Origin of the sequence: Collimonas rhizosphaerae, assembly GCF_038896935.1 — a bacterium.
GTDB lineage: Bacteria > Pseudomonadota > Gammaproteobacteria > Burkholderiales > Burkholderiaceae_D > Collimonas > Collimonas rhizosphaerae.
In genome coordinates, this window is record NZ_JBANDC010000012.1 from 28,089 (window position 1) to 53,355 (window position 25,267).

Sequence of the window (25,267 nt, forward strand, 5' to 3'; positions counted from 1 at the left end):
GCGGATGACGATTCCACTAAAAAAAAAACCGGATATCAAGAAAGAAACGACTCAAAACACTAGCGATACTTCTTCAAGAGTTAAGTACGATCCGGATTCAAGATTGGGAAGGGATATTCAATCCCAAGTCAGGCGAGTCGACGACGTGAATAAGGCATTGATTGGCGACAAAGATTTTTCGGCTCTGACCAAGCAATCGAACGAAAGAATTGTAGCGATTAGAGTCGATACTACGGCGAGCGTGATATATGGAGTAAGTAAGGATGGCCGCGACGTCGCGGAATTATATCGTCGAAACGGCAGCGATAGTCAATCCGTGCCATGGAAGGAAAAGGCCGAGAAAAGTTTGAGTGAAAATAAGGCCTTGGAAGACGGATTTGATGTGCTCCCGGATGGCACCGTCCCGTATGCCACCGTGCAGAAATATCACAGCCGCAATGAGTCCGTTTCGGAACAAAACATAGGTAACCCCGGTGCGAACACCACGACCCCCCCCGCTCCGTCGACAAGCTCACGATTGCAAAAAAGAAGCATATCAGATTTAAATAATCAATCAGGCCAAGTTTTAGATTCAGGGATCGACCCGTTCAAAAGCCTGTCGGGGCAGGCCGACGCCGTGTTTGACCAGCAGCCGCGGCCGAACCTCCAGAAAGACGCGCAGCAGGCATTTGAACAGGCGTTCCCAGCGCTGAGGCCTGCGGATCTAAGCAAGATCGTTGTGAATTTCTGGAAGTGGGAACGTCCTGATCCCGACAGCGCTGCTGAGCCCAAGCTTGTGTCTTCGCGCTCCGCAGCCGAGTATATAACGGAGCGCTATAGTGGTGGCCCAGAGATCAGTCTTCAGGAAGATCACCATAAGAACGTTTTTATCGGCATTTACAACTCGCCCGATGCCTCGGGTGAACAGGATCAGATCCAGCAGATCCCCGTACATAAGTTCGAGACGTTTATTAATGATCTGAAGGCGGACAAAGCCGAAGACGTGAGTTTGGAACAGAAGCGATACTTCGAGACGCCGGGCCCAGATGGCAAGAAGCCGATTGCGAATCTGGGCGAGATCCGCCAGAAGCAAATACAGGCAGACGCGGAGCTGCAATACAGCGACGGGACGCTCAGTGAGGAGGGTAAGGCGCTTGTTGAATCGGTCGTGAAGAATCCGTCCGAGGCCGATCTCGAGCGCGCCTATCCCGACGAGAGCAAGCGTCCGCGTGTCGTCGCTCTACAAATCCGGAACCTCGACTACGACGGGGATCCTATTCCTGCTCAGTATCTGCAGGGCCCCTTTGTCATAATGACGCCGCACGCCGACAACCTTCCCGGCGGAAAGGATCGAGCCGTACTTTTCGTGCCGGGGAAAGGCCTCACGGAATTCAAATCGTTGGACAAGCTGAAGGAAAATTTTTCCAGCTCCTCCATGTCGATCGATTCAACGCTACAGCGCAATTTGCTGAATTTCCTGACGGAGCCGGAACAGGCGGGCTTCTCGGAACATCCGCAGTATCAACTTGAAGTTGCGCGTCCCCCTCTCCGCGGGAATTTTTTCGAACATAGCGTTCAGCAACAGATCGACAAGCAAGGACGCGATACCGAGTACCGGATGGAGCGGGCGGGTAAACGGGGCGTGGACCTGAAGGAGCTTGACGGGATCATGGGCGAATCGACGGACGACCTGCACGAATCGTTCGGCGCGGACGGTCCACTAAGGGAGCGTGATCTCCGTCTGATTGAGCTAAACCGGCCTGACTGGTGGAAGACAAGCTCACCGAAGGATAAAGAAACTCTCGGGGTCTACCAGGAGACCGCCGATCAGCTCGAGAGCAACTTCGAGGAACTCGAATCGGACATCCCCACGCAAGACGCGTATGCCGCTAAGAAAACTCGCGAAGCACTGCAACCGAAGTATCCCGGCATCGATCCGGACAAAACCACGGTCACCATCACTTATCACCAACCGCCCGAACCATCAAATGGGGCTCATCGGAGACCGAAACCCGAGCCTAAGACCGTAACGACCACGCTCACCCAGTACATGGTACTAGACAGGCGGCTCGCCCAGAACCCGCCAGACGATGAAACCGGGATCTCAGGCACGATTCTCGATAGCCTTGCGCCCGGCTCTGATGTAGCCAAGCTCTTCAGAGAGAACAAAGTCAGCGTCACCGCGACGTTGAGCGACACGGATGGCAAGGCCATTACGGACAGAGATGGCAATGCGGTTACGCTTGATAAGCCTACACTGGACGCGCTCGGTAAGCAGCTGGATGTCGGCAAGGGTTATAAGAAACTGTTGAACGACAAATATCTAGGTGTCAACGGACAGAAGCTGCAAGCGACCTGGAAGGCGGCCTACCGGGCAAGAATGCAGGTGGACCTCCAGGAAGCCAGGATGAGTGGTGAAATCGACGCTCGCTATGACGACAAAACCCCTTCCAGCATGGTGCAGGCGGTGCTCAAGAGTCCCGACTCCAAAAACCGGGAGAAGGTGAATGGGCACGACATCCAGACGGAGGAGTTCACCGTCGATATCGAGAGAAAATTCCCTCTCCCGTCAAGCGTTAGCGTGAGCTATCCGGTGAACGGCGTGCTCGTGATCGGCGCAGCCGACAAGGGATTGTCCACGGCTGTGCTCTGTACGCCCGACGCCCCGGACGGCAAGGCGTTTCGTACCTATCTCAGCCGGGAGGACATGAAGCAAGACCCCATGTTCAAAAAGCCGGAATGGATCGCGTATTTCAAGGGTCGCGTCTCGCACGGCAAAGTGCCGGTTTCACGCGAGAAGAACATGACCGAGCAAGAAGGCATCGGCCTATACGCCAAGCCTGACCCGAAATTGAACTATGAGGCAAAATTCAATACCAAGGTCGTCAAAGTCGACTTTACTGATCAGCTGTATAAGGCCGGAGTCTCCGCGAAACTCAGCAACGCCGATGCCTTCTCCGTCACGAATGATGAGCTGCACCAGGAATCGTTGCAGAAGAGAATCAGTGCCGGACTTGGAACCGCGTTTGATGTAGGCGATTTCGTACTCGATGTTGTTCCGTTCGGCAAACTTGGCAAGGGTCTCATGGCACTCGCCCGACAAGTGAATCCGCGCAAGGTTCTCTCCCGGCTTCCAGACATACATCTCCTCCGAAAAACCGGCCGTGCGGACCAGGCCCCGTTCGGCGTTGTGCGTAACAACGCCAGCGTCGGTATCGCTGGCCCCTTATTGAAGGGGTATGAAGTCCCGTTCTCGAGCGACGCGCTCAAGCACCTGAAATATAACAAGGCCGATGATATCTATGCGGACGGGGCGAACAATCAGTATATCCGGATCGGTAACAAGTATTACTGGTCGAACCTCCAGCCCGATTCAAACGGCAAGCTGCAGCGCGGCATCTTCCGGCCCAACAATGTCCTCGATCGCTTCGATGTCGAGCGCGTCGATGGTAAATGGGTCGCGTGGTCCAGAAGTGAGAGATTGTTGGGTGGCGGAGCCGGAAAGCGGCCTCATGACGTGGACGATGATGGAGCATCCGCACCAAAACGTGTGTCTGGCAACACGCCAAATCTCAATCTTCCAGATGGTGGATTTGGTGGCAAAGTTATCGATCAACGGGCTGACCCATTGCCATATTACAGTTATGCGGCGCTTGAGACACCTCAGGTAATTGACACAATTACTCGACAAACCAAGCAAAGATTGGACGATCTGTACGGCAAAGACCAGGTGGAAATTATTGGGTACCACATTAGTCCTGCTAAGAATAAGGCTTCGCTTAGAAAGGATGGATTTTCTTCCAATATTAATGAAGGGCAAGGCGAAGGTGTCGCTGGGCATAACATATACGGACCTGGCATGTATCTAAGTACAAAGCCTACAAATGCTCACATGAGCAAAGACGGTTTATATACTATGTATGCGGTATGTCGTCCGAAAAATGTGCCGTGGGGGAGAGGTGTCAAGCCACAAATGTGGGACGTAGAGTCTAACGCCTCATTGCGGGGCGATTTCATTGACGGAGCCACTGGTGAACTTAAAATCAATCCGGCTGGAATCCCCAAGGTGGGTCTGATGGAGATTGGAGAGGCCAGTCTTAGGAGGAGGGGGCCAGACAGCAGTTCTCCAATCGAAGGTCCTAGACCGCGACCGGCGACTCTTACTTATGAACAGGCGAGTATATGGGCGCGTGAGAAAGTTCAAAATCCTAAATATTCAGGACGCTTCAAGGCAATTCAGTCAGAAACCGATGACAAGACTAGGGACAAGTTAATTGAGCACCTTGCCAAGGATATGCTGGCAGATTATCCCGAAAGTGATGTAAGACTACCTCATCTGAAAAAATGGCTCGATGACAACGCAAAGCAAGCGACTCGTTAGCGACGTCTAGCAATTTTGAGCGAAATGTATGAGTCTACGTGCCCATGTGGATGTGAACCTGGACATGTAGACAAATGACAGGGAAGAACACAGAGTTGAAGGAGCGCCTCATCAAGGGGCGCAAGCGCGATGGCCGCTGTATCTACGCGGAGCCAGCGAAGTTGGAATTGATCGGGGGTGCGGCGTAAAACTCGGACTGATTTATTCCGTAAATCCGAGGCTATCTCGGTATTCGAGGGGACTGAGTGAGTCAAGGGATATCTTGATGCGCTTTTCGTTGTGCCAGCGGATGTAGGAATCAACTATCTGAATGAATTACTCAATGGTCGTAGCCTGCCAGTCCCGAGGGTTGAACAACTCCGTCTTCAGCCGTCCGAAGAAACCCTCACAGGCGGCATTGTCGGGTGAGCATCCTTTGCGTGACATCGAACGAATCAGGTTTGCGTCGTGTTTCCTTGAGAGCCACCCAGGCCAGCGATAGTGGGCGCTACGATCGGAGTGAACAACAGGCCGATCTCCGCCGTTGGCTACCGTCTCGATGGCTGCATCCAGCATCGTGTTCACCAGATCGGCATCTGGACGCGTGCCGATGGACCAACTGATAACCAAGCCATCAAAGCAATCGACCATGGGCGATAGATACACTTTCCCAGCCGGGATCTGGAACTCCGTGATGTCGGTAAGCCATTTCTCATTTGGGGTGGCAGCCTGGAAGTCCCGGTTGATGAGGTTCTCTGGCGCTGGGATGATTTCGCCCAGATAGGATCCATACCGACGCCTTCTGTTAGTGGTGACGACCAAACATTCCTGCCTCATCAAACGTTGTACGACCTTCATTGGCCTTCTTCAATAGGTCGTGTTCAAGCTGTAATCGCCGGATGTTCCGTTGAAGCGATTCGACTTGCCGCTGCAGCTCCGTCTGCTCAGGAACTGGCTTTGAATCGTTCTGGCGTTTCATGGATGGGGGGGCTCATGACCGAGTAATTGATCCTTCCAGTTATACAACGTCGGCCTGCACACTGCTAGTCTTTGAGCAATTGCTTATACACTTGTCTTTCTGGTGCACAGATCAATGACTGCCGTACTCTTGAGCTCAGGGGAGTGCTGTACGTTTGCCGCTCTGCCGACAATGCGATTGCATACTTCGGGGGGGGGGCAGTTCATCAATCCACGCAGTGAGCGTTTCACGGCAGGGGTATCCCAGTGTCTTCATAGTTGCAGCAATACGGCGATCGTGGTCTAGGTAATGTTGAACCGCGGCCTGTTTTTGTTCGTCAGAATACTTCTGCCTTGAGCGCATATACTCAACTAGAAACTCAGTGGGAGGGACACGTTCAGCTATGAACGTCTCCTATCCCGATCAAAGAAATTATTTATTTCTCAAGCAACGGCTTGAGCTTGTTTATTGCGTATTCAGCGCATTGTGCGTCGATTCGCCCATCGGGCGCGCCGCCTACACCGACAGCACCGATAACTTCATCGCCGACCATGATGGGAACCCCGCCGGTCAGCGGTAAGGCTCCTGGAATGTGGGCGATATTGGGATTTTTCAGTGATCGTTCCATGAGGGCACTGGTAGGTGTCTTAAAAGATGCTGCGGTGTAGGCCTTACGTTCGCTGCCCGCTACAGATGTAGGTCCGGCTTTATCTGCACGCAGGACGGCCAGTACAGCCCCAGAGCGATCTACGACAGTGGCAGCGACTGATTGATTGTTGTGCGCACAGACTGCCACAGTGATCTGTGCTAGTTGCATAGCGTGTTCATAAGAGAGATTTTTTTGTGATACCACCGCTTGGCTGGGCGTTTGTGGTGGAGACGGCAGAGGTTTCAAAGGCCGTAGTTGATCTTGAGCATGGAGGGCGGTCGTGAAAAGGGCACAGGTGGCAGCAGTAATAAAAAATTTCATATTGGTTCTATTGAGGTTCAACGTATATGTCTCCATTTTTTTGAAATCTAGCGGACTAGATCGAAATAGTCCGCCTGATATTGGAACAGCAAACAGTCTTCACCTTTAACGCAACCGCTGTAATGAGGGAGCTTGGCAGGTAAATTATAGAAAGAGCCGGCCGGATACTCAACACGTTTGCCGTCGATAATTGCATAGAAAATCCCCTTTAGAACTACGGTTGGCAGGTTTTGCGAATGCGCGTGGAACGGATTGTCTTTACCAGCGGGGAATATCACAAAAGCTTCGTAAGGACCTTTACCGGTAAGATTTCCATACACGTTGGCGTACTTGATCCCGCCACTATTTGGGAGCTCAGTCCACGTCAAATCCGAGACAGGAAGAGAAGTCAGTCGGTTCGCTTGTGTAGTGCTTGTGGTCATGCTTTGGGCAAAAATATGAGTGGAGAGCAAAGCCAAAGCTGCGGCCAGGTACAGCAAAGACTTGGTTTTTCCCGAGGCGGTTGCATCTGTAATGGTGCGTATGGTTGAGTGGTTCATTTTGAGACTCCTGATTATTAGGCAGAATGAACGCCAATTGCTCATCACTGCTTTCGTTTTAACTCGCTGTGCTTCTTAGCGCGAGAACAGGACGAAGTATTGGGTTCTGGCGGCAATAACGAAAGCTGTCTGACGGACAAGATACGATAAGATCGGGCCATGTCAACGTGTTCTGTCCGATAGCTGGAAGCGGTTACGAGGTTGGATTTGCCGACGCGTGTGACTAGCGCGGGTAGAACGCACCTAGCGAGGTATTAGTCGGTCTCACATTGATTGCCGCCAGGCAGAAGCCGACGGTGAATCGGCTGCTGGTCTTGCGGGTGTGCGCGGACAGTACTTTGCGGCTGCTGATTTTGCATCTTGGCGATAGCGTAAACTATGAGTTGAAATACTTGGCGGTGCGCCTGCGGCTCAGGCCTGTTCCGCATTCGGCAGTTGCGCGCCAATTTTTCATACCGGGATCGCTTGAAAAACCATGATTTTTTTAAAAATACACATTTCTTATAAGAGTTAACCAACGCCACGACATAAGCTATGCGTATGTGATACCGCGGCAATGGGCTTTGCGCCGGCGCGCTCACGTCATTGACGGAAGGCCGAATGCCAAACTACGTGATCCACATTTTTGGTGATTGGAGCTCGAAAAGCCATGATCGCGATCACGTACCATCTTGCGATGGTTTGTAAACGGCCCATACCTCCATCTGGCAGGCTGGCCACCGTGTCCTTTCACAAAAACTATCTTCTTTCGCCTCAACTCAAGAAGATAGTTTGGCTAAACACACGAAGACGATAAGGACTGCGCCTAAAAAATATCCTTATCTTATTGAATTGTGAAATTTACAGGAGAGACTGCAAAAAATATACTATCCACACAGCTAATTTTGATGCGGGCGCGGGATGTACTCTTGGAAAAGCGGGGTAGCATGACACTCGCGTTACCGATATTTGGAACCGACGCGGCAAGCGGCTTAGGCAAATAAGTGTGCCCTCCATCTACCGACAGATCAATGCGCACTTGGGCGCAAGAGATTGGCGCTTCATTGGTCCTGGCGACGTTCCATCCAATAGTCTGCATTGAACCGCCCGACAACACCTCGATGTTGCTCGGTATGGTCACACCAAAAGGCGTGGGCGTTTTAATGACATTAATCGTGACATCGGCGCTAGCCGTTGTCGCCTCGGTATCGAGATTGTCGCGCGCGGTTAGACGGAACTGAAGTTTGCGATTGGTCGTTGGATAAACCTCACCATTACCAAGTGACTCCTCGCCCAGTACGGCCGCCAATCGCGGGAAAACGCGCTCACCGCTGGTATTTGGCAACATGGAGCGAAAAATCGGACCTTTACTATCGTCTTTGAGGATTGCACCCTGTATCGGACCAGCATCAAACTGCTCCCAGGTATAGGTCATTATTGCATCGGGGTTGCCTGTGGCAATGCCCTTCAAGACAAATGGTGTTTTTGCCGGAATCGTGAGTGTTTTGAAACCTCCTCCAGGCATAGATTTCGGATCTATCCATGGCGCGTTGTTTGGATTGATACGCTTGACCGCACACTCTCCGCCTTTGGAAGAAATCCAGGCATGGATCTGCTCTCGACTAACCGCGTGGAAATAGGGATCAGAATTGCTTTGCAAATTTTCATTCGGCAAGCATATGCCAGCGTATCCCATGATAGTGGAGCCGCTGCCGGGTTCAAGTGCCGAATCTACCAACGTAGACGTCGCATGATTGCAGCTATTGTAGGTGTGCCAGGCGCCAAATTGATGTCCCAATTCGTGGGCCACGTAATCAATATAGAATGCATCCCCAACCGGGTTATTACGACCGGTGGTGCCGGCGGCTTTGTTGTCCTCGTCCGGCAAGTCCAAGCAGGTGCTACCAATACGACCTACGACGCCACCGCTCCCGGTATCGACCACATGCCCGATATCAAAGTTGCGTGAGCCGATTACCTTGTTCAAATTATCGACATTCTGCCGAAGGATATTCTGGCCACTCGAGTAAGGATCCTTGGCTGGATCTGTATAAATGATCTTGTCGTTGTTGGATACCAGGGTCAAGTGCACCCCTAAGTCCTTTTCATAAATCTCGTTGACGCGATTGAGCATATAGCTAACTGCTGCCAGTCCTCCGACAACAGTACCTCCGAATTTCGCTGTATAGGAACTGGTCGCGGCTATCGCGATACGATAATCGCGACGAATATTGCCCGTGACGAGCCTAGCGTTAGTGCTCTTGATTGCTGCGCCGAGCTTTGAACTCGAAGATATACCCGAGAATACGTTTTCTTGAAAAGGTTGGGCCGAAGCTGGCAGCGCTTTTCGACGAAAACTCCAATATTGCGCACCACTTGCTTTGGCATTAGTCACGTTTCCTGCCAGTGTTTCAGCAGGTTGTACTAGCCAGGCGCCATCCTGTTCATACACCATGGCTTTCATCCCCTGCGGGGAAATATCCAGGCGTAAATTGCGCCCCTTGCCATCGCTTCCTTTATAGCTTCTGATTTCTGGATAGCGTTGGGCCAAATCAGGTGGCAATATCGCCGAATCAGATAAGGTGAATTCGGTGAATCCTCCTTCAGGCAAGGGTAAAGACAATCGAGTATTGACGTTTCCGGATCTCGCGGTGACACCTGGAATGTTAGTTGCTATTGCAGTCGCTTCAGATTTTAAGTTGGAAAAATCTAGAGTGAGAACGCGGAAATGCGTTGGTGTTGATCCTTCTATTCTAGCTGCCCCAGTAGTATCTCGCTGTTGCGGAAGATCATGCCACAACGTGCGCGTGTCGGCTGCAAATACTGTGGATACAAGCAAGCTACTCGACAGAAGCAGTGCAACACAAGGAAAAATACAGTATTTTTTTATTTGCATAAAAACATCCTATTGTTAATGGATTGGAACGGGGAAAAACGAAGGGAGATTTATCCGAGAATTGATAGGACGAACTGATTGTTGAAATCCATTTCTCTTTACGCGAGCGCCGCCATCTCAACGTATGTAATCGTGATGATTTTTTCTTGAAAGAGAGAGGAAATTATTTCTTCCAACTTATCTAGTACGAGATACAGAAGCCGCAAATGGAAATCATAAAATGATACTTTTATCATTTGCCTCAATGGTTGGGTACTGATCAATCTAACAGGTGCGGAAGAAAATTTTTAATAGTAGTCTCATGCCTCTAGCTCGAATACGCAAACTGCATTCGCCTCGTTAGGCTTTCAGATTTTGCTCGACGTCGTGGCCAGATCGCTGACTGCATTGAGGATGTATAGATGCCGAGCCCATCAGTTTCTCAATTTCGAGCATGCCGAGATTGTTCTTTTGCACGAGCCAATAATTGGCTGCTGCAACGTGCATAAATTTCATTTCACGGCGGCGAAAAGTTTTAGTCCGAAGTCTCAGTCCGATTTTTTAATTCACTTGAAATGTCGTTATGATTAGTTGGCGAGAACATAAAATGCGGTCCATTTTAAATGCGGAATCCGTACCCACTCTATTCAACACTTTGTCTGGAATCACCAAGCATCTGGGATTCGATTACTGCGCTTACGATATGCAGCTACCTTGGCCGATAACGCGGCCCCAGAAAATCATGCTGAACAATTACCCTGCAAACTGGCAGCAACGCTATACCCAGCGGGGATATGCAAAAATTGATTCCACCATCACGCACGGAAAACGTTCCACTTTTCCTCTAATCTGGCCGCACAAAGATTTCATCGCCAACATATCGTTTTGGGAAGACGCGCGCGCACGGGCTGCACGCTGGCTGGGCACAATCATGCTACAACGCGAGGGGAGTCGGCGGATTGCTCAATCTGTCGCGCTCGGATGGCAGTATCTCAACTGCATGAAACCGCGTGGAAGCTGTCCTGGCTGGTTGACGTCGCCAACCGAATCGATGCTGCCAGTATTGTGAATTACAGAGTTGCTGCCGATATCTTGTTGGTTCAGAAATTCAGGTACAACCCGGCTATCTGAACAAGTATATACACGCATCCTGGTTCCGGACAGCGGACCATCTCTTTGAACGGAACACGCAGTATGGGGGAAGCCTTTTGTTGGAATCCACGTCTTCGACAATGGACTTCATGGCATGTCTCCGCGCATGAGAATGCATTGTGGCGATGATACTGCGATTTACCTATTGCCCCCTAGATCGATATACAACCCAATCCATAACAATTACCCATAGTTGCCAAACATGTTATTGCGTCACATACGTTATCTTCTTGCCGTGGTCGAGCACGGTAATTTCACGCGCGCCGCCGAGGCGCTATACGTTTCGCAGCCAACCCTGTCGCAGCAGATCAAACAGATAGAAGAGTTGCTTGGGACGCAGTTACTGGATCGCAGCGGCAGAACCGTTTACACCACCGATGCTGGCCAAGTCTATATCGACTATGCGCGTCGGGCCTTGCGAGAACTGGACGCGGGGCGACGCGCCATCCACGATGTGAGCGACCTGACGCGCGGCACGTTACGCTTGGCGACGACTCCGACCTTTACCTCCTATCTGGTCGGTCCGCTGATTGCTCGCTTCAATCGGCGTCATCCCGACATCGCGCTACACATCATTGAAATGCCTTTAGATGCCGTAGAAGTGGCGTTGCTCGAGGACCATGTGGATATCGGCATCGCATTCAGCACCGCGCGCTCGACTGAGATAGAGTGCCAGCCACTATTTATCGAAAAGCTTAGCGTTGTGGTCGGGAGGCAACATCCGTTCGCGAAGCGCTCGGCCACCATCAGTGCGAGCGACCTTGGAAAAGAACCGCTGGCGCTGCTTACTGCCGATTTTGCCACACGGATGCATGTCGACGCCTATCTGCAAAAGCAAAGGGTTGCACCAAAAATCGTGATTGAGGCAAATACTATCAATGCGATTGTTGAAATTATCCGGCATGGAAATGTCGTCACGATACTGCCCTATGCGACTGCCCGTGAAAACGAGGCGCTGCAAGACATCCCGCTACTCCCACCCCTACCACATCGCACTGTCGCCTTGCTGCGTCGCAAGGGCGGCTATCAAAGTACCGCCTGCACTGCTTTTGCCGAATTGGCGGAAGCGTCGTTGTCGGTCAGGCCGGATAGCGCCACCCAAGGTACTGCGGACGCGAAAAGCAGGGCCATCGAATCATTGTCACCTGCAACACCAGCGTCAAATGTGTATTTGGCCCGCTGACACAAATGCGCAGCAACTATTACCCGCATGAATCTTGGCTACACCGGAACACTTCCCGTACAAGTCATTTTTTTTCCATGGTGATACCTGTGTTTCTAATATCGGACTGCGGAACACCAGGCACACCTTGGTTTACATCGGTGTTCCACACCTGCATTTCGCCAGCACCCTTGTATTCATTGGGCTCGCTGGTCATTGGAACACCTGGAACACCCGGAACACCGATATTTAAGATGTTTCCAGGTTTGAGTTTAAACGCATCAAGCCACATGATTACATCTCCCATATTTTGGAAGTAAGAACACAGCATCGTGTTTTTCTCATATCTGGCAATCGTTTGCTTTGCACCGCTTTCCCTGTACCGTCCGGGACAAGCCATCCAGCATCAATGAGCATCTGATTGACCGTTTTTATCTCAAACCCCGCGCACACGTCACCCCTGCGCGCTTCGGTCAGCACAAAATATTCCTGCCCCGCATCTGTCGTTGTTCTGAAGCCGGCACGATTGACTATCACCCGGCCTGACGTATCTTTGATGTCGGAGAATCGTGATTCGCCGTGCGACTCAAAAAAATCTTCACGCTGGACAGAACCGCCATTCTCTGATTACCTTCGTCATCACCGCTCTCTGGCCACGATTTAAAAGACATTGATCAAACAAACATTCGTAGTCAATACGATAATTACCACGATTGGCTGGCTCGTGCCAGAAACCAATATCGAATCTGGGCGCGAGTCTCTATGTCAAAACACACAGAGCTGCCAGCTCGACTTTTTTTAGAGATAGTTGAATTTCGACTGGTAGTGGGGACTACGCGAATTTATTTAAGGAGCTGTTGCCTAAAAGCGCTAGAATCAATCTGATTTAACATTTTTGAAAATCACAAAAATCATGCGCGATCTTGATTTTTATCGACTATTCAAGCGAGCTCGAAAAAAAACTATAGCCATTCTTACGATGGCCACTGTGTTTTTGATAATAAATTCCCCCGCATTGGGCGCACCGCCATCGACAGCATCCGCACAAAACCCTTCACAATTGACTCCTGCCCAGATACTGCAGTACGTTCAAGAGCAAAAGGTAAAGGCGGCCGCGGTGGATGGAAACACCTTATCCTCTGCAACGGCCGCCAAAACCTCCTCCTCAGTCCTGCTAGAGCCAAGCGGCAGACCTTGGTGCGTCCGCTTTGCCTCAAGTACTCGCATTGAAGATTTGAAAGAACCGTTCAAAGGAAATCTAAAGCGCTTCTATGCCGCAATTGCGCAAGCGGGCATACGTATTGTAATTACAACCACCTACCGGCCAGAAGAGCGCTCTTATCTGATGCATTACTCAACGCAGATTGCACGGAACAAGAAGGCAGCCGCCGCCGTGCCGTCATGGCAAGGCGTCAACATCGATTGGATGCACCGAGATCGAAACGGCTCCAAAGCTGATCTGGTGAAAGCAAAGTCTGCAGCACGCGACATGATGTTTGGCTATGGTATTGGCTCGGTGCCGGTCAGCAAGCCAGGACGCTCCTTACACAACTCTTCCCAAGCTATTGATATGTTGCTTTCCAACTTTGTTGGAAAAACCATTCTTGACGCTCAGGACAAACCTAGAAAAATCAAAAGCTTCATCGATCTCAAATCGGTCGGCGCCTCATATGGCGTGATCTGGTATGGGCCGGAAGATCGCGTGCACTGGTCTCTCGACGGCAATTAGACGACAGGTTCACCGTTCGCGTGAATAGACATTCTTAAAATAACACTTTCATGTTCCTCTAAGACCAGCCTTATGAAAATACTAGCTGCTTTACTGTTTCTGGTAACACCAATGAGGATGTTACATGCGGTACCGCCGCCAATAGGATTATGGGAAGACGTGATTGTCGTTGACGATGACACATTGCAATTAATTTCTCATCAGCATTTTATTTTTACGAATCAAAAACTGTCGACTCCTACGCTATTTACTGCGCTAAAAAATTATGGCGGCGAAATCGACACATTTTGCTGTATCGAAGTCCAAAACACTACGTCGTTGTCGGCATCGGAGACGGAGAAGAAATTTAGCCACGATCACGATTTCGTTGAGCGTTTTTCGCATATTCACGGCTTAAGATATATGTATGAGGCAAGGCTAGCTAGCCGCAAGATTTGGAACGATAAGATGCTTCTGCTAAAAGGAAGTAGAAATGATACGAACGACATACCATTTTCAGCACCAGTCATCGCAGGACGGTTTGGATTTTCCGAAATAGCGGGTAATCATTTTTCCAGCCCCGATGGCCATGAAATTCAACTGACAACTGAGGTGTCGAGAAAAAATCAGAAACGGCGACTGATTCATCGCTTTATGATTGACCATCAAAGAACAACATTTACTGTGCCGATTTTGGGAGACTGATTTTTTGTCCACCAACATCGAATATACCGAGAATGAAGAGATTCAATGGTGTTGGTGACCGGCATGATGAGAAATGCCGTCACGCTGTAGGCGCGCTTCAGACTGTTAGCCGCTTCCTTATACATTTTCCAGAGAGCGAAGTTCAGTTTGTTGCGGACCATGTGAACTGTGCCCAGTTGAACAACTGCTCTTGGACGGCGAGATGAGGTTTAACTTCGCCGCGTCTGTACACCCGACCAACATCTTCTTCCGTCGGCATTTCATGCATTTCGCACGCCACGGTACTTTCACATTAATGCGGCAGTATCGTTTATTGCACGCAGTTTGATTTTTTCTAACTGAGACTACTGCTCGTTGTCATCCTGTCTTCAGGTTTTCATACATATTCATCACTTTTTCGACACACACACACCTATACTGAATGTTACTCGCCTGCCGAGATCTGCGTCACTTTATCGTGATGCCATTGGAATTGTCTGAGTAATTTATTTTGGTGTAACTGACATCGCATCAGATGTGCTGACTTTCCTTCAACCTTTACTTTCCTCCCTGAATTGCATACCTCGAACATGATCAATTCCTCGCTACCTCAATCGCTGCCTACTTCATACAATAAGCTCCCGTCTGCAGAACAACCGAAATCTTCACCCGTACAGTCGAAATCAACGCCAAATACATCGACCACACAACAATGGAGTTCAAAAGCACAATACGTTCGCGACAGCGAAGTCATCGTCGACGGGAAAAAATATCGGGCAACCTCATTGATTGAACAGCACCCACATGTACCACCAAAGGACAGCGACAACGTGTGGTGGTACGTAGGAAAGGCAGAATCAACGGATCAGAAAGAATCGGTGGTCAATACCCGACCTGCGTTGAGTCGGAACAAGAGGGCCGAGTCTGAGGCACCCGAGATTAATCACCATGACTTGGAGCTGCCACCTTCAACGCTTGATCCCGCTCAATCCCAGGCTTTCACAATCTTTGGGGCGAGTAAAGTACCGCAGCCTGATTCATCCCTCTCACGGCAGGAATGGGAACAACATATAGATGCCTATGTCCATCGCGTGAAGACTCAATTGGCGGACATAGAAAGTGGTAGCGAAGGTCAAAGGAACGTCAAATTTTTGAGCGCTCGACCATTCATGACGCCCGAGGGTTATTTCAGCGGTGGCTTGTTGGGAGCAGGGTACGACCCTCACGAAAAGATCGTGGTAACGTATATTACCTCTGTTGGAGTGGGAGGAGTCCCAGAAACGCAGACCGGAACCTACGACCGCACCTACGAGGTATGGGAAATCGTAGCGGGTGTCTTTGAGCACGACAAGCCAGAAGGCGGCGGCATAGTTAATTTCACTCGTAGGGAGTTCAAATCACCAGAAGATGAGCGCAAGGCCAAGGATTTCGAATCCGTTGGCAAAAAAATGCAAGCTCATTGGGAGACAGATGTAGCTGAGCCAACGAGGGACTCTACGGGAATACTGGACCGACGCTCCGGCAAGGCGGATGCATTTAGTGTGCAGGCAACGTTGGAAAGTCTACGAGGCGATAGGGGGAGTTTTGGACAACTGAGCTTCGAAGGCCGAATGGCAATAGCGCGGACGCTGGACCAAAATGATCAAGTCATTGTTCCCAACGTATACGGTTATCCACTGGCAGGGTATGCATTTATTCCTTATACACCATATGGTGGAAATTATGAGCATAGGCCCAATCAGGGATTGATGGTTGATTTGAATAGAGGTGTCGTCACCGAAATACATGGGGACAAGGATTTTGCGAATTGGGCCAAAAGAAATCGTACCCCCTTGCTTCAGAGTTTCAATGCCCGTGACATGCAAGGAGGAAAAGATGCTCATTGGCCAAAAGCGGGGGATGTTCTTGAAAATTTGATTAAAGGAAATGGAGCTACTTACGAAGGATATTCCAGTCTCGTCTCAGATCAAGAAATTCCGGTTAGAGAGACATTTAATTACACCAGATCGCGAGGTAGCGATTATCAATTGAAATATGGCAACCTAGCAACAGGTGGTGACTATAAGGACAGTATTGCATCTCAGTTCCAAGTTGTTCGCGCAAAAAATGCTGTATGGTCCGATCAAACTCAGGTATTTGGACATTCTCAGCAAAGCTGGAAATCGGCAAAGGGCATTTGGGATAATACCTTCGGCTACGTGCCCGTTGCCGGCAATGTTGGTAATGTTGTCTTCGGCGCGCACGATGGCATTTATGGTATGACGGCGAACGATCGTATTGGGGGTAATGCTGCAGCAATTCTTTCGAGTCTGCAGCTTGCGCACGACTTAGCGCCAGGTGTGGCAGAGTCAGCATTAGGCGAGACACCTTCAGTATTGACGTCCCCCGCTGCCGATGATTACAGATGGACATCCAATCCAGAGATTGGTGAATTTGAACTCATAAAATTGCCCAAGAATCCTCAGGTTTCAGATGGAACGCCAGCAGAGGGTGGTGGTGACCCCAAACCTCAAGAAAATCCAACACAACCGCCAACTGTTACCGACCCGGAGGATAACTTTATTCAGACGAATGAAATAGAGCAGAGCCCCCTTTCCTTGCAACCACCGTCCAATGGAAAGGGAATTAACTTTAATGGGAAAAAATATTTTGTCGCAAAAAACCCCGATACTGCGGACGGGTATTACCTGTTGTGGATACGAGACCCAAATGACTCATCGAAGCTAGTTAGCAGTGGAATCATCGCTAGGGAGAACGAGGCTGGAGTGTGGACGCGAAGAGGGGTCGCGGGCGGCGGATGGTTCGAAAAGACTACGATAGTAAAGCTAGCTGATTCCAGCAAATTGAAGTTGACCGAAAACAGCGCTTACCCGACGATGTATGTGGTGAACGACGATCCAAATTTGATGGTGTCGAAACAATTATTTGACATCAATGCGCAGAGAATCGCTACATTTAAAAGTCCAGTAGGAGAAACTGCATTCCTAGATTTTGCGAAAGCTAGAAAAGACATTACAGCGAAAGTTTATCGGGGATTTTCAACCAACCATTTTAGTATGGATGAATTGAAGAGGAGCGGCATACTCAAATCCGAAGGAGTCGCTGATATTCCCACCTTCACGATGGGTAATAGTCAGCCAACACGCTGGTTACCCACGGCTCCCCATTTACCGGAAACGGTTGGTATTTCATTGGGGAATGACTCTCGTTTCCTTACGGGCAAGGGTAGTACGGTCCCATACGGCGTTATTGTTGAAATTCCAGCAGGTAAAAATGTCAAGGCGGCTTTTTTAAATCCTGGAGAAATTCTCGTCGACGGGCCACTAACAGCGGGCAAATATCATATTAAAGGAATTGTTTTTATGGATGACCGGCGGGGTCCCATTATTCGTACTTTCGACGGAATACAAGCATCCGATTTACCCAATCCCCGGCCCTATAGAATGACATCGGAAAACGACTCAGTCTACCAAGCCCGCATTGACGCATGGGCCGGTGATATACAGAGGGATTGGTTTCCAAAATTTTTTGGTCATGACATTACTGAGATTCCAATTCAGTAGGGCGCCACGAATTGACCTGCTCTTCGAAATTAGTAACACAGCTCAGTAGGATCGGTGGTTACAAATTGATGTTTGGTCGCAAATTCGATTGGCGTGGCGTAGCCAAGGGAACTATGCGGTCTGGTTGAGTTGTGCGATTCACAGATATCGTTTCAATTTTCGAAGGGCTAGTTCGGCGCGAGAACATGATTCCTCCATTCCAGAAGCCGTTCCTGAAATTTCGTGACAAAGAATTTCCGCCGAGCCGTGCGGGTATCGCGTCTAAAAAACTCTCAAGCAGAATAGTAATTTCATCACTATATTCTCTCCTATTTGATTTTTTAGTTGGCACGCGAGGAAATGAGAAATTTTTTTGACGGTATTAGTAACGGTATAAATTATTTTTTAAATTCAAATTCTTTTATTTTAAATGGTTGTGGAGGATAATTCGAATCCCCGTCTCCGCCAAAGAGTCAGCTGCTCAGATAATTATCTGGGAGAGCAAGAAAAAAGCGCTTAATAATCAAATAGATAATTTGATTATTAAGCGCTTTTTTCTTTTGGCTGCTCGTGTCCACTCTCACAAGTCAAGCAATGCCGACAGGAGTCGACCATGCACCCGACGCCAACGGCGTCACCATACCTGAAGCTTCAGAATTCCTGATGTGTAGGACGGAAGAGGATTTCATTGATATCTACCTCTTCTGGTTGGCTGATGGCAAACAGCACGCAGCGCGCGAAGCTGCTGGCGGGAATGGCGTTGCGCTCGTAGAACGCCTGCATGACCTGCGCCATGCCTTCGGCCTTGGTAGAAGAAGGTAACTCGGTATCCACCGCCCCCGGTGAGAGGATGGTAGAGCGGATGTTGTAGGGCTTGACCTCTTTGCGCAGTCCTTCAGCAATCGCGCGCACAGCGAACTTGCTGGCGCTGTACACCACGCCGCCGACGCTTACCACGTGACCAGCCACCGATGAGACGTTAATGATTTGCCCGCTCTTTTGTGTTTGCATGTGAGGAAGTGCGGCAGCGATTCCATACAATACGCCCTTGATGTTCACGTCGATGGTCTGGTTCCACTCCTCGATGCGCTGCATCTCCAACGGCGAGAGCGGCATCACTCCCGCGTTGTTAAGCATCACATCGATGCGACCATGCAAGTCCACGGCGCGGTTCACGAGCACCTGAACTTGTGCGTGATCGGTGACGTCGGTTTGCACGACGCTCTCGGCACCCAGGCCGAGCTCTTCCGCGAGCGCGTGCAGGCGATCCAAGCGCCGCGCCCCCAGCACGACCTTGGCGCCGGCCCGTGTCAAATGACGCGCTGTTTCCGCGCCCAGACCACTGCTGCCGCCGGTGATGACGACCACTTTATTGTCGATTCCTTGTGTCATGCTGGTTCCTTCTCGATGTCAGATTACAAATGCAACAGCCGTTCAGCGTTGCCGTGGGCGATGAGGGCCTTGTCGATGTCGCTGACAGGCAGGCGCTCGATGAAGGCCCGCGCGCCGTCCAGACTCTGATAGGGGTAGTCGACAGAGTACAGAATGCGCTCCGCTCCCATCAGTGCGTGTATGAACTGGAAGTGCGGCAGCGTGAGCATGCCGCTGGGCGATACGTACACATGCTCGCGATAGGTCTGCACGATCGGACGCTGGAGGCCGGAGGCTTCTTGCGGAATCGAGTCTTCCAGCCTTTGCAGGAAGAACGGCACCATCTCACCCCAATGGCCGCTGATAAGCTGCAGTCCGGGATAGCGGTCGAACACGCCTGCGAGCAGCATGCGAACAACCTGGATACCTGCTTCGTTGTGCCAGCCCCAGGCAAACATGGCAAGCCGTGCGCTGAGTTCGCGCTCGAAGCCGCCATAGTACGGCGCTTGCACGGCGGGCAGCGGCAGGCCGGGGTGGACATATAGCGGCACCTTCAGTTCGTCGAGAGCGGCGAGGACGGGCGCGTAGCGCGGATCGTCCAGGAAGGTGCCGCCGGGACGGCCATTGATGAGCGCACCTTTGAGGCCCAACTGTTTCACCGCCCGCTCCAGTTCGCGGGCGGCTGCCTCCGGCGCTTGCCAAGGCGGGTGGCGAAGCCGGCGAAGCGGGCAGGATGGGCCTGCGCTGCCAGCGCCAGTCTGTCGTTGGCGGCACGATTCAGGTCGATGGATTGCGCGACAGGCAGCAACTGAGGAAAGCCGCCATAGGAGAGCACCTGCATGTCAATGCTTGCCGCGTCCATGTCGGCCAGGCGCGGTTCGCCCGTTGCGAAGGCTTTGCGGGCGGACTCGCTGGGTGCGATGACATGCGGACGGCTGGGATCGACAACTTGCCGACCATCGACCACGCGGCTGCCCCAGTCGGGAAGGTAGGGGGCCTCGGCGCGGACTAGGCCCTGCGTGGCCGCTCCGATGGCGGGATCGAGTACGTGCTCTTCGACGCAGATCAGTTTCACGATATTCTCTTTCTCGTGTCAGTGGCTGATCACGCCAATAAGGCGTCGCGCAGCGCTTCGCCCAGGCTCGCAGCGGACTGCGGATTCTGTCCGGTGATGAGGCGGCCATCGACGACCACGTTGTCGGCCCAGTTGGCGGCGTTCTGGTGGTGTGCACCGCGTTCGTTAAGCGTGGACGCCAGCAGAAAAGGCACAACGTGCGTGGATTGCACTTCCTCTTCCTCGCCGTCGGTAAAGGCTGCCACTCGCTTGTTTGCCACCAGCAGGCTGCCATCGGCACGGCGCGCGTTGACCAGGGCCGCCGGGCCATGGCACACCGCCGAGACGATACCTCCTGCCGCATCGATTTCGCGAATGGCTTTTTGCGCGGCGACGCTGTCGGGGAAGTCCCACATCGTGCCGTGACCGCCCGCAAAGAAGATCGCCGAATAGCGCGAAGGATCGACATCATCCAGGCACAGCGTGTGAGCGATGGCGTGGCGGAAATCGGCATCGGCCCAATAATGGGCAATGACCGGATCGTTCATGTCTTCCAGCCCGTCCAGCGGCGCGGCGCCGCCCAAGGGCGAGGCGTATTCCACCTGAAGGCCTGCTGCTTGTAATTTTTCCAGCGGATGAGTAATTTCGGCCAGGTTAAAACCGGTCGGAATACCCGTCGCTCCCTTTACTGCATTGCTGGTGACGACGAAAAGGATCGGCTTGAGTTCAGAAGCTTGCTTGGTCATGATGGTGGATTCCTGTTTGAAGGGGCCATAAAGGCTTGGAGGCCTGCTTCGCAAGTCGTCGGGCATACAGACCGACGACTTGCAAGTGTCAGTTGTTGCCAGGCGCGAAGAGCGCTTCCCAGTGGAAAGGGCCAAGTGGGATGACGTCCCAGCCAATCAGCCCAGCCTTGGCCAGCGGAAACTCGCCCAAGACTTGCCTCGCGGCTTCAACCGATTCGCACTCGGCGATGATGGCGACGCCGGGGCGATCCTGGCGAAAATAGATGTCGCGCACGATACCGCCCTTGTACAACTGCCAGGTGTGACGGAGTTCGTCCAGCATATGTGGTTGGTATTTTTCCAGGCTAGCACCTGGCTGCGGGATGTCGAGGCAAAGCAGTTTCATATGAGGCTCCTTGGTCAAAAAAATGGGTCAAACGGCTTGAAGTCGGCGCACGGTCTCCGCCACGCGCTGCCCAAGGTAGGCAGCGGTGTCGAGGTCGCTCTTGATGGGGGTGTCATCCGGTCCCTGGTCGCCATTGGATTGCGCCATCGCGCCCAACCAGCTGCCCAGGCGATTGAGGTCATGCACGCTGCCACGACTGCTATCGTTGCCGGGCATCAGATCGAGCCCGACCCACAACATGCCGTGCTGCGCCGCAAACAGCGCCATCGAGATCAGCGAGTGCAGCTTGTCGCCGTTTTGCGCGCCCGAGTTGGTGAAACCGGCGGCCACCTTGTCACGCCATTTCATCTCGCTCCAGACCGGCTTGGTCGAGTCTTCGCAAAACTGCTTGAAGCGCGCGCTGGGAGCGCCGTTGTACGTCGGCGAACCGAAGACGATGGCATCGCTGGCCGCAAACACGTCCCAGGGGATAGCACCTTCCGCCACTGGAATCAGTCGTGCCTCGGCGTCTGCCACCCGGCGCACGCCCTCGGCTACGCTTTGCGCCTGCCTGGCGGTATGGCCCCAGCCGCTGTCGTAAACAATTGAAATCAGCATGTAGTTTTCCTGTCCAAAATTTTCTGGTTTGTCGCCCTGAATTCCCACTACAGCAAGTAATCGTATGATAAAGTTGAAAAATACGATCCAATGTAGAAAGATATTCCAATGGCGAAGGAACTGGATTCCCCAATAGCTTTGATGAGCGCGGTTCCCGAGCGGCAGGAACGTTTCGATGGGGTCACTGTGTTTCTGGAAGTGGTACGCTTGGGCGGCTTCACCAGCGCGGCGGAGCACCTGGGGCTGACGCGCTCGGCGGTAGGCAAGGCGATGGCCCGACTGGAGGCGCGTTTGGCCACCCGGCTGTTCCATCGCACGACGCGGGTACAGAGCCTGACCGACGATGGCCAGATCTACTACGAGCACTGCGCTCGAGCGCAGGCTGAGCTGCAAGCGGCGGAGGCACAGATGGCGTCCGGCCGGCACGAAATGACGGGGCGGCTGCGCGTCTCCATGCCTGTGCTGTTCGGTCGCCACTGCATCGCACCCATCTTGCTGAATCTGGCGCGGCAGCATCCATCGCTTGACCTGCATTTGAGTTTCAGCGACCGTACTGTGGATGTGCTGGCTGAAGGCTTTGATCTCGCCATCCGCAGCGGCTTACTTGGGACCGAGAGCGAAGGCCTGCGGGCGCGCAAGCTGGGGGTGCAGCGCAAGCTGGTGTGCGCGTCGCCGGCCTACCTCGCTGCACATGGGCGTCCGCAGAGCACGACCGAACTGGCCGCGCATAGTATCTTGCTTTACCGCCGTGCCGATCGCATTAATGTCTGGCAGTTGCCCGATGCGACCGGCCGCATTGTGAATACGCCACTGAACTCCCGCCTGCAACTAGATGACCTGGAGGCCATTGCGGACGCAGCCACGGTTGGCCTAGGCCTAGCCTGGCTACCCGAATGGCTGGTCCGGGAGCGCCTGCGCAGGGGGCAATTGGTGAGCGTATTGGACGACCAACCCGGTGCCGCGGTGGACTGTTACGCCCTCTGGCCTAGTGTGGCTCACATGCCGTTGCGCTTGCGGCTGGCGGTGGATGCACTCGTTGAACAACTGCCGAAAAGCATGGATCCAATCGCCGACTAAACGCAAAAACCGCACTGCGTCAACGGGCAGCTGTCTGCCCGGAAGCGATTGGGAGGCATTGTCAATGGGTGCCGTTTACGCTATAAAGCTACCGTCGAAAGAGCGCAGACCAGATGGTAGCCCGGTCACCGTCCAACAGGGCGGCAGCTTTTCCCTTACAGGGTATCCGCGACACCTGCGCCGGCTTGCCGGTCGTCTAGGTGTGCCCGCTGGATTCCCAAAGTCTTTCGTCGGCACACCTTCTCATTTTTCAAACAAGAAGGATAGTCGACATGAACCTAACAGCAAACACCATTCTTATTACGGGCGGCGCCGCCGGCATCGGCTTAGAACTGGCACGGCAACTTTCCAAACGCGGCAATCGCGTCATCATCTGCGGCCGCAGCGAGGAAGCGTTGCTGAAAGCGCGAGCCCAGATGCCCGGCTTGGTCACCCGCGTCTGCGACATTACTGATCAAGCAAGTCGCCAGTCGATGGTGAGCTGGCTAAACACCGAATACCCCGGATTCAACATGGTCATCAACAACGCGGGAGTGCAATACCGCCGGTTGTTCGCAGAGGCGGACGCGCTGGAATGCCTCGAGCAAGAGGTGGCTACCAATTTCACCGCGCCAGTGCGGCTCATCGGCGAGTTGCTGCCATTGCTGAAGAGACAATCCCAAGCTGCGATCATCAACGTTACCTCAGGCCTGGCATTTGCACCAATGGCCGATGTTCCCGTCTACTGTGCGACCAAGGCAGCGATGCATTCCTTCACGCTTACCCTGCGTCACCAGCTCAAAGCGACGAGCGTCAAGGTCGTGGAAATGGCGCCACCCATCGTTGACACCGGACTGGGTGGAGGAACCAGGAGCGGAGGTGTCGCCAGCCAGCAGATGATGTCCGCTGACGAGTTCGCTATCGACGCTCTTATCCAGTTAGAAAACGATCAGGACGAAGTGCTGGTCGGCTTGTCTGCAGGTGCGCGTAAGATGGGCGAAGCCTTGTTCGAGCGCATGAATGGTGCCTGACGGCCTTTCTCCCTACGCAGAAAGGCAGAAGCGGTGAACCATGGTGCCAGAAATTGGCACCATGGTGAACTAGACTGCGTTTTCCGACACAACAAAAGAGAACCATCCATGACTACTAATACGAAGGGCTCTGCTCAGCAAACCCCCCGGTTTTGCCTCGCTGCACCAGAGGGATATGGCCTGCCATGAAACGTATCCAATATAACAAGTACGGCGGCCCGGAACTGATGCGGCTCGACGACTTCGAAGTGGCCACGCCGGGTAAAGGCGAAGTGGCCGTTAAGGTCAAATTTGCAGCCATCAACCCAATCGACTGGAAGCTACGCAACGGCCAGATGAAGATTGTTACGGGAAATGCCTTCCCCCGCGCGATGGGCATGGATTTCTCTGGGGTGGTGACCGCGATCGGTCCAGGCGTAACGCGCTTTCGTCCGGGGGATGCCGTGTTCGGTCTGGCCCGTTTCAAGGAGAGCGGCGCCCTGGGCCAGACTGTGGTGACCAAAGAAGCCTTCTTGGCAAAGAAGTCCGACGAAGTTTCTTTCGAGGACGCGGCTTGCATCGGCACTCCGGGTATAACAGCCTGGAACGGTTTGGTAGATAAGGCGAAACTGAGCGCTGGCCAACACGTTTTCGTCAATGGCTGCGCTGGTGCAGTAGGCGAAGCGACCGTGCAGATAGCGCGTATGCTCGGAGCCTCGGTTGCAGGCAGCTGCAGCGCAGGGTCGATGGAAAGGATACGCTCGCTCGGCGTTCAAACCGTCTTTGACTATCGAGCCACCGATTTGTCGGCGATCAGTGAACGTTTCGATGTGGTGTACGACACAGCCGCCACGATGACCACCGAGATAGGACTCAGCCTGCTGAAAAAGGATGGCGTGTTCCTCGACCTCAATCCAACCCCGGGCAAGTTCATCCGTTCGATCTTTAACCGCCGACTGAAGCCGATTGTCGGCACACCGAGGCCCGACATTCTTGATAGCCTTGCCGATGCCGCAAGAAAAGGAAAATTTCGACTGCCGATCGCCAGAGTCGTACCTTTGGGGGACGCGATCCAATTGATCACCGAGCTTGAAGCGGGTCTTAAGCTCGGTGGAAAGTGCCTCGTCGTAATGGATTGAG

At 52.4% G+C, this 25,267-nt stretch carries 19 protein-coding genes and 1 pseudogene; 9 read left to right on the forward strand and 11 right to left on the reverse strand.

Features of this window, described 5'->3' with window-relative positions; translation table 11 throughout:
• Window positions 1-4: 4 nt before the first annotated feature.
• Window positions 5-4,360, forward strand: coding sequence for a dermonecrotic toxin domain-containing protein (locus tag V8G57_RS17160; protein WP_342830398.1), 4,356 nt, complete (start codon window positions 5-7; stop codon window positions 4,358-4,360).
• Between the two features lie 201 nt (window positions 4,361-4,561).
• On the opposite strand, the pseudogene V8G57_RS17165 reads toward V8G57_RS17160, so the two are convergent.
• The 4 genes and pseudogenes from V8G57_RS17165 to V8G57_RS17180 all read right to left on the reverse strand — a co-directional run.
• Window positions 4,562-5,663 (reverse strand): annotated as a pseudogene (locus V8G57_RS17165) (IS3 family transposase); the annotation flags it as partial.
• A 70-nt stretch (window positions 5,664-5,733) separates the two neighbouring features.
• Window positions 5,734-6,288: a GlcG/HbpS family heme-binding protein gene (locus V8G57_RS17170; RefSeq protein ID WP_342830399.1), complete on the reverse strand. Its 555-nt coding sequence runs from the start codon at window positions 6,286-6,288 to the stop codon at window positions 5,734-5,736.
• Between the two features lie 26 nt (window positions 6,289-6,314).
• Window positions 6,315-6,806 (reverse strand): cupin domain-containing protein, encoded by a 492-nt coding sequence (locus V8G57_RS17175; RefSeq protein WP_342830400.1) that lies wholly within the window; start codon window positions 6,804-6,806, stop codon window positions 6,315-6,317.
• 823 nt (window positions 6,807-7,629) lie between these two features.
• The gene (locus V8G57_RS17180) at window positions 7,630-9,681 is read right to left on the reverse strand and encodes a reprolysin-like metallopeptidase (protein ID WP_342830401.1); all 2,052 of its coding nucleotides are present in this window, start codon (window positions 9,679-9,681) and stop codon (window positions 7,630-7,632) included.
• A gap of 586 nt (window positions 9,682-10,267) precedes the next feature.
• Here V8G57_RS17180 and V8G57_RS17185 point away from each other — a divergent pair.
• Both V8G57_RS17185 and cynR read left to right on the forward strand, forming a co-directional pair.
• A complete protein-coding gene (locus tag V8G57_RS17185) occupies window positions 10,268-10,729 on the forward strand; it encodes an autoinducer binding domain-containing protein (protein ID WP_342830402.1) in 462 nt (153 codons plus the stop codon).
• A gap of 285 nt (window positions 10,730-11,014) precedes the next feature.
• Window positions 11,015-11,995 carry a transcriptional regulator CynR gene (gene cynR, locus V8G57_RS17190; protein ID WP_342830403.1) on the forward strand — a complete coding sequence of 327 codons (981 nt, stop codon included), beginning with the start codon at window positions 11,015-11,017 and terminating at the stop codon, window positions 11,993-11,995.
• A gap of 64 nt (window positions 11,996-12,059) precedes the next feature.
• Here cynR and V8G57_RS17195 read toward each other — a convergent pair whose 3' ends face one another.
• Window positions 12,060-12,266, reverse strand: coding sequence for a hypothetical protein (locus V8G57_RS17195; protein WP_342830404.1), 207 nt, complete (start codon window positions 12,264-12,266; stop codon window positions 12,060-12,062).
• A gap of 603 nt (window positions 12,267-12,869) precedes the next feature.
• Here V8G57_RS17195 and V8G57_RS17200 point away from each other — a divergent pair.
• From V8G57_RS17200 to V8G57_RS17210, 3 genes are all read left to right on the forward strand, one after another.
• On the forward strand, window positions 12,870-13,703 hold the full coding sequence (locus V8G57_RS17200; protein ID WP_342830405.1) for a hypothetical protein: 834 nt from the start codon (window positions 12,870-12,872) through the stop codon (window positions 13,701-13,703).
• A gap of 72 nt (window positions 13,704-13,775) precedes the next feature.
• On the forward strand, window positions 13,776-14,387 hold the full coding sequence (locus V8G57_RS17205) for a hypothetical protein (RefSeq protein WP_342830407.1): 612 nt from the start codon (window positions 13,776-13,778) through the stop codon (window positions 14,385-14,387).
• A 569-nt stretch (window positions 14,388-14,956) separates the two neighbouring features.
• On the forward strand, window positions 14,957-17,929 hold the full coding sequence (locus V8G57_RS17210) for a hypothetical protein (RefSeq protein WP_342830409.1): 2,973 nt from the start codon (window positions 14,957-14,959) through the stop codon (window positions 17,927-17,929).
• Window positions 17,930-18,559: 630 nt separating this feature from the next.
• Here V8G57_RS17210 and V8G57_RS17215 read toward each other — a convergent pair.
• The 6 genes from V8G57_RS17215 to V8G57_RS17235 form a co-directional block, all read right to left on the reverse strand.
• Window positions 18,560-19,300: an SDR family oxidoreductase gene (locus V8G57_RS17215; RefSeq protein ID WP_342830410.1), complete on the reverse strand. Its 741-nt coding sequence runs from the start codon at window positions 19,298-19,300 to the stop codon at window positions 18,560-18,562.
• Window positions 19,301-19,323: 23 nt separating this feature from the next.
• Window positions 19,324-19,950 carry an amidohydrolase family protein gene (locus V8G57_RS17220; RefSeq protein WP_484038980.1) on the reverse strand — a complete coding sequence of 209 codons (627 nt, stop codon included), beginning with the start codon at window positions 19,948-19,950 and terminating at the stop codon, window positions 19,324-19,326.
• On the reverse strand, window positions 19,935-20,354 hold the full coding sequence (locus tag V8G57_RS26350) for a hypothetical protein (RefSeq protein WP_484038979.1): 420 nt from the start codon (window positions 20,352-20,354) through the stop codon (window positions 19,935-19,937). The genes V8G57_RS17220 and V8G57_RS26350 overlap by 16 nt, the downstream gene beginning before the upstream one ends.
• A 29-nt stretch (window positions 20,355-20,383) precedes the next feature.
• On the reverse strand, window positions 20,384-21,079 hold the full coding sequence (locus V8G57_RS17225) for a type 1 glutamine amidotransferase domain-containing protein (RefSeq protein WP_342830412.1): 696 nt from the start codon (window positions 21,077-21,079) through the stop codon (window positions 20,384-20,386).
• Between the two features lie 88 nt (window positions 21,080-21,167).
• On the reverse strand, window positions 21,168-21,464 hold the full coding sequence (locus V8G57_RS17230; protein ID WP_092401031.1) for a superoxide dismutase: 297 nt from the start codon (window positions 21,462-21,464) through the stop codon (window positions 21,168-21,170).
• Between the two features lie 27 nt (window positions 21,465-21,491).
• Window positions 21,492-22,061 carry a flavodoxin family protein gene (locus V8G57_RS17235; RefSeq protein ID WP_092401028.1) on the reverse strand — a complete coding sequence of 190 codons (570 nt, stop codon included), beginning with the start codon at window positions 22,059-22,061 and terminating at the stop codon, window positions 21,492-21,494.
• Window positions 22,062-22,169: 108 nt separating this feature from the next.
• On the opposite strand from V8G57_RS17235, the gene V8G57_RS17240 reads away from it, so the two are divergent.
• The 3 genes from V8G57_RS17240 (at window position 22,170) to V8G57_RS17250 (ending at window position 25,266) form a co-directional block, all read left to right on the forward strand.
• Window positions 22,170-23,138 carry a LysR family transcriptional regulator gene (locus V8G57_RS17240; RefSeq protein ID WP_342830414.1) on the forward strand — a complete coding sequence of 323 codons (969 nt, stop codon included), beginning with the start codon at window positions 22,170-22,172 and terminating at the stop codon, window positions 23,136-23,138.
• Window positions 23,139-23,410: 272 nt separating this feature from the next.
• Window positions 23,411-24,148: an SDR family oxidoreductase gene (locus V8G57_RS17245; RefSeq protein WP_342830415.1), complete on the forward strand. Its 738-nt coding sequence runs from the start codon at window positions 23,411-23,413 to the stop codon at window positions 24,146-24,148.
• Between the two features lie 185 nt (window positions 24,149-24,333).
• Window positions 24,334-25,266: an NAD(P)-dependent alcohol dehydrogenase gene (locus V8G57_RS17250; RefSeq protein WP_342830416.1), complete on the forward strand. Its 933-nt coding sequence runs from the start codon at window positions 24,334-24,336 to the stop codon at window positions 25,264-25,266.
• The last annotated feature ends 1 nt before the right edge of the window (window position 25,267 follow it).

Coding starts and splice junctions, on each gene's coding strand:
- V8G57_RS17160 (WP_342830398.1), top strand. CDS start 5: ATGACGATTCCACTAAAAAAAAAACCGGATATCAAGAAAGAAACGACT.
- V8G57_RS17175 (WP_342830400.1), bottom strand. CDS start 6,806: ATGAACCACTCAACCATACGCACCATTACAGATGCAACCGCCTCGGGA.
- V8G57_RS17180 (WP_342830401.1), bottom strand. CDS start 9,681: ATGCAAATAAAAAAATACTGTATTTTTCCTTGTGTTGCACTGCTTCTG.
- V8G57_RS17185 (WP_342830402.1), top strand. CDS start 10,268: ATGCGGTCCATTTTAAATGCGGAATCCGTACCCACTCTATTCAACACT.
- cynR (WP_342830403.1), top strand. CDS start 11,015: ATGTTATTGCGTCACATACGTTATCTTCTTGCCGTGGTCGAGCACGGT.
- V8G57_RS17195 (WP_342830404.1), bottom strand. CDS start 12,266: ATGTGGCTTGATGCGTTTAAACTCAAACCTGGAAACATCTTAAATATC.
- V8G57_RS17205 (WP_342830407.1), top strand. CDS start 13,776: ATGAAAATACTAGCTGCTTTACTGTTTCTGGTAACACCAATGAGGATG.
- V8G57_RS17210 (WP_342830409.1), top strand. CDS start 14,957: ATGATCAATTCCTCGCTACCTCAATCGCTGCCTACTTCATACAATAAG.
- V8G57_RS17215 (WP_342830410.1), bottom strand. CDS start 19,300: ATGACACAAGGAATCGACAATAAAGTGGTCGTCATCACCGGCGGCAGC.
- V8G57_RS17225 (WP_342830412.1), bottom strand. CDS start 21,079: ATGACCAAGCAAGCTTCTGAACTCAAGCCGATCCTTTTCGTCGTCACC.
- V8G57_RS17230 (WP_092401031.1), bottom strand. CDS start 21,464: ATGAAACTGCTTTGCCTCGACATCCCGCAGCCAGGTGCTAGCCTGGAA.
- V8G57_RS17235 (WP_092401028.1), bottom strand. CDS start 22,061: ATGCTGATTTCAATTGTTTACGACAGCGGCTGGGGCCATACCGCCAGG.
- V8G57_RS17240 (WP_342830414.1), top strand. CDS start 22,170: ATGGCGAAGGAACTGGATTCCCCAATAGCTTTGATGAGCGCGGTTCCC.
- V8G57_RS17245 (WP_342830415.1), top strand. CDS start 23,411: ATGAACCTAACAGCAAACACCATTCTTATTACGGGCGGCGCCGCCGGC.
- V8G57_RS17250 (WP_342830416.1), top strand. CDS start 24,334: ATGAAACGTATCCAATATAACAAGTACGGCGGCCCGGAACTGATGCGG.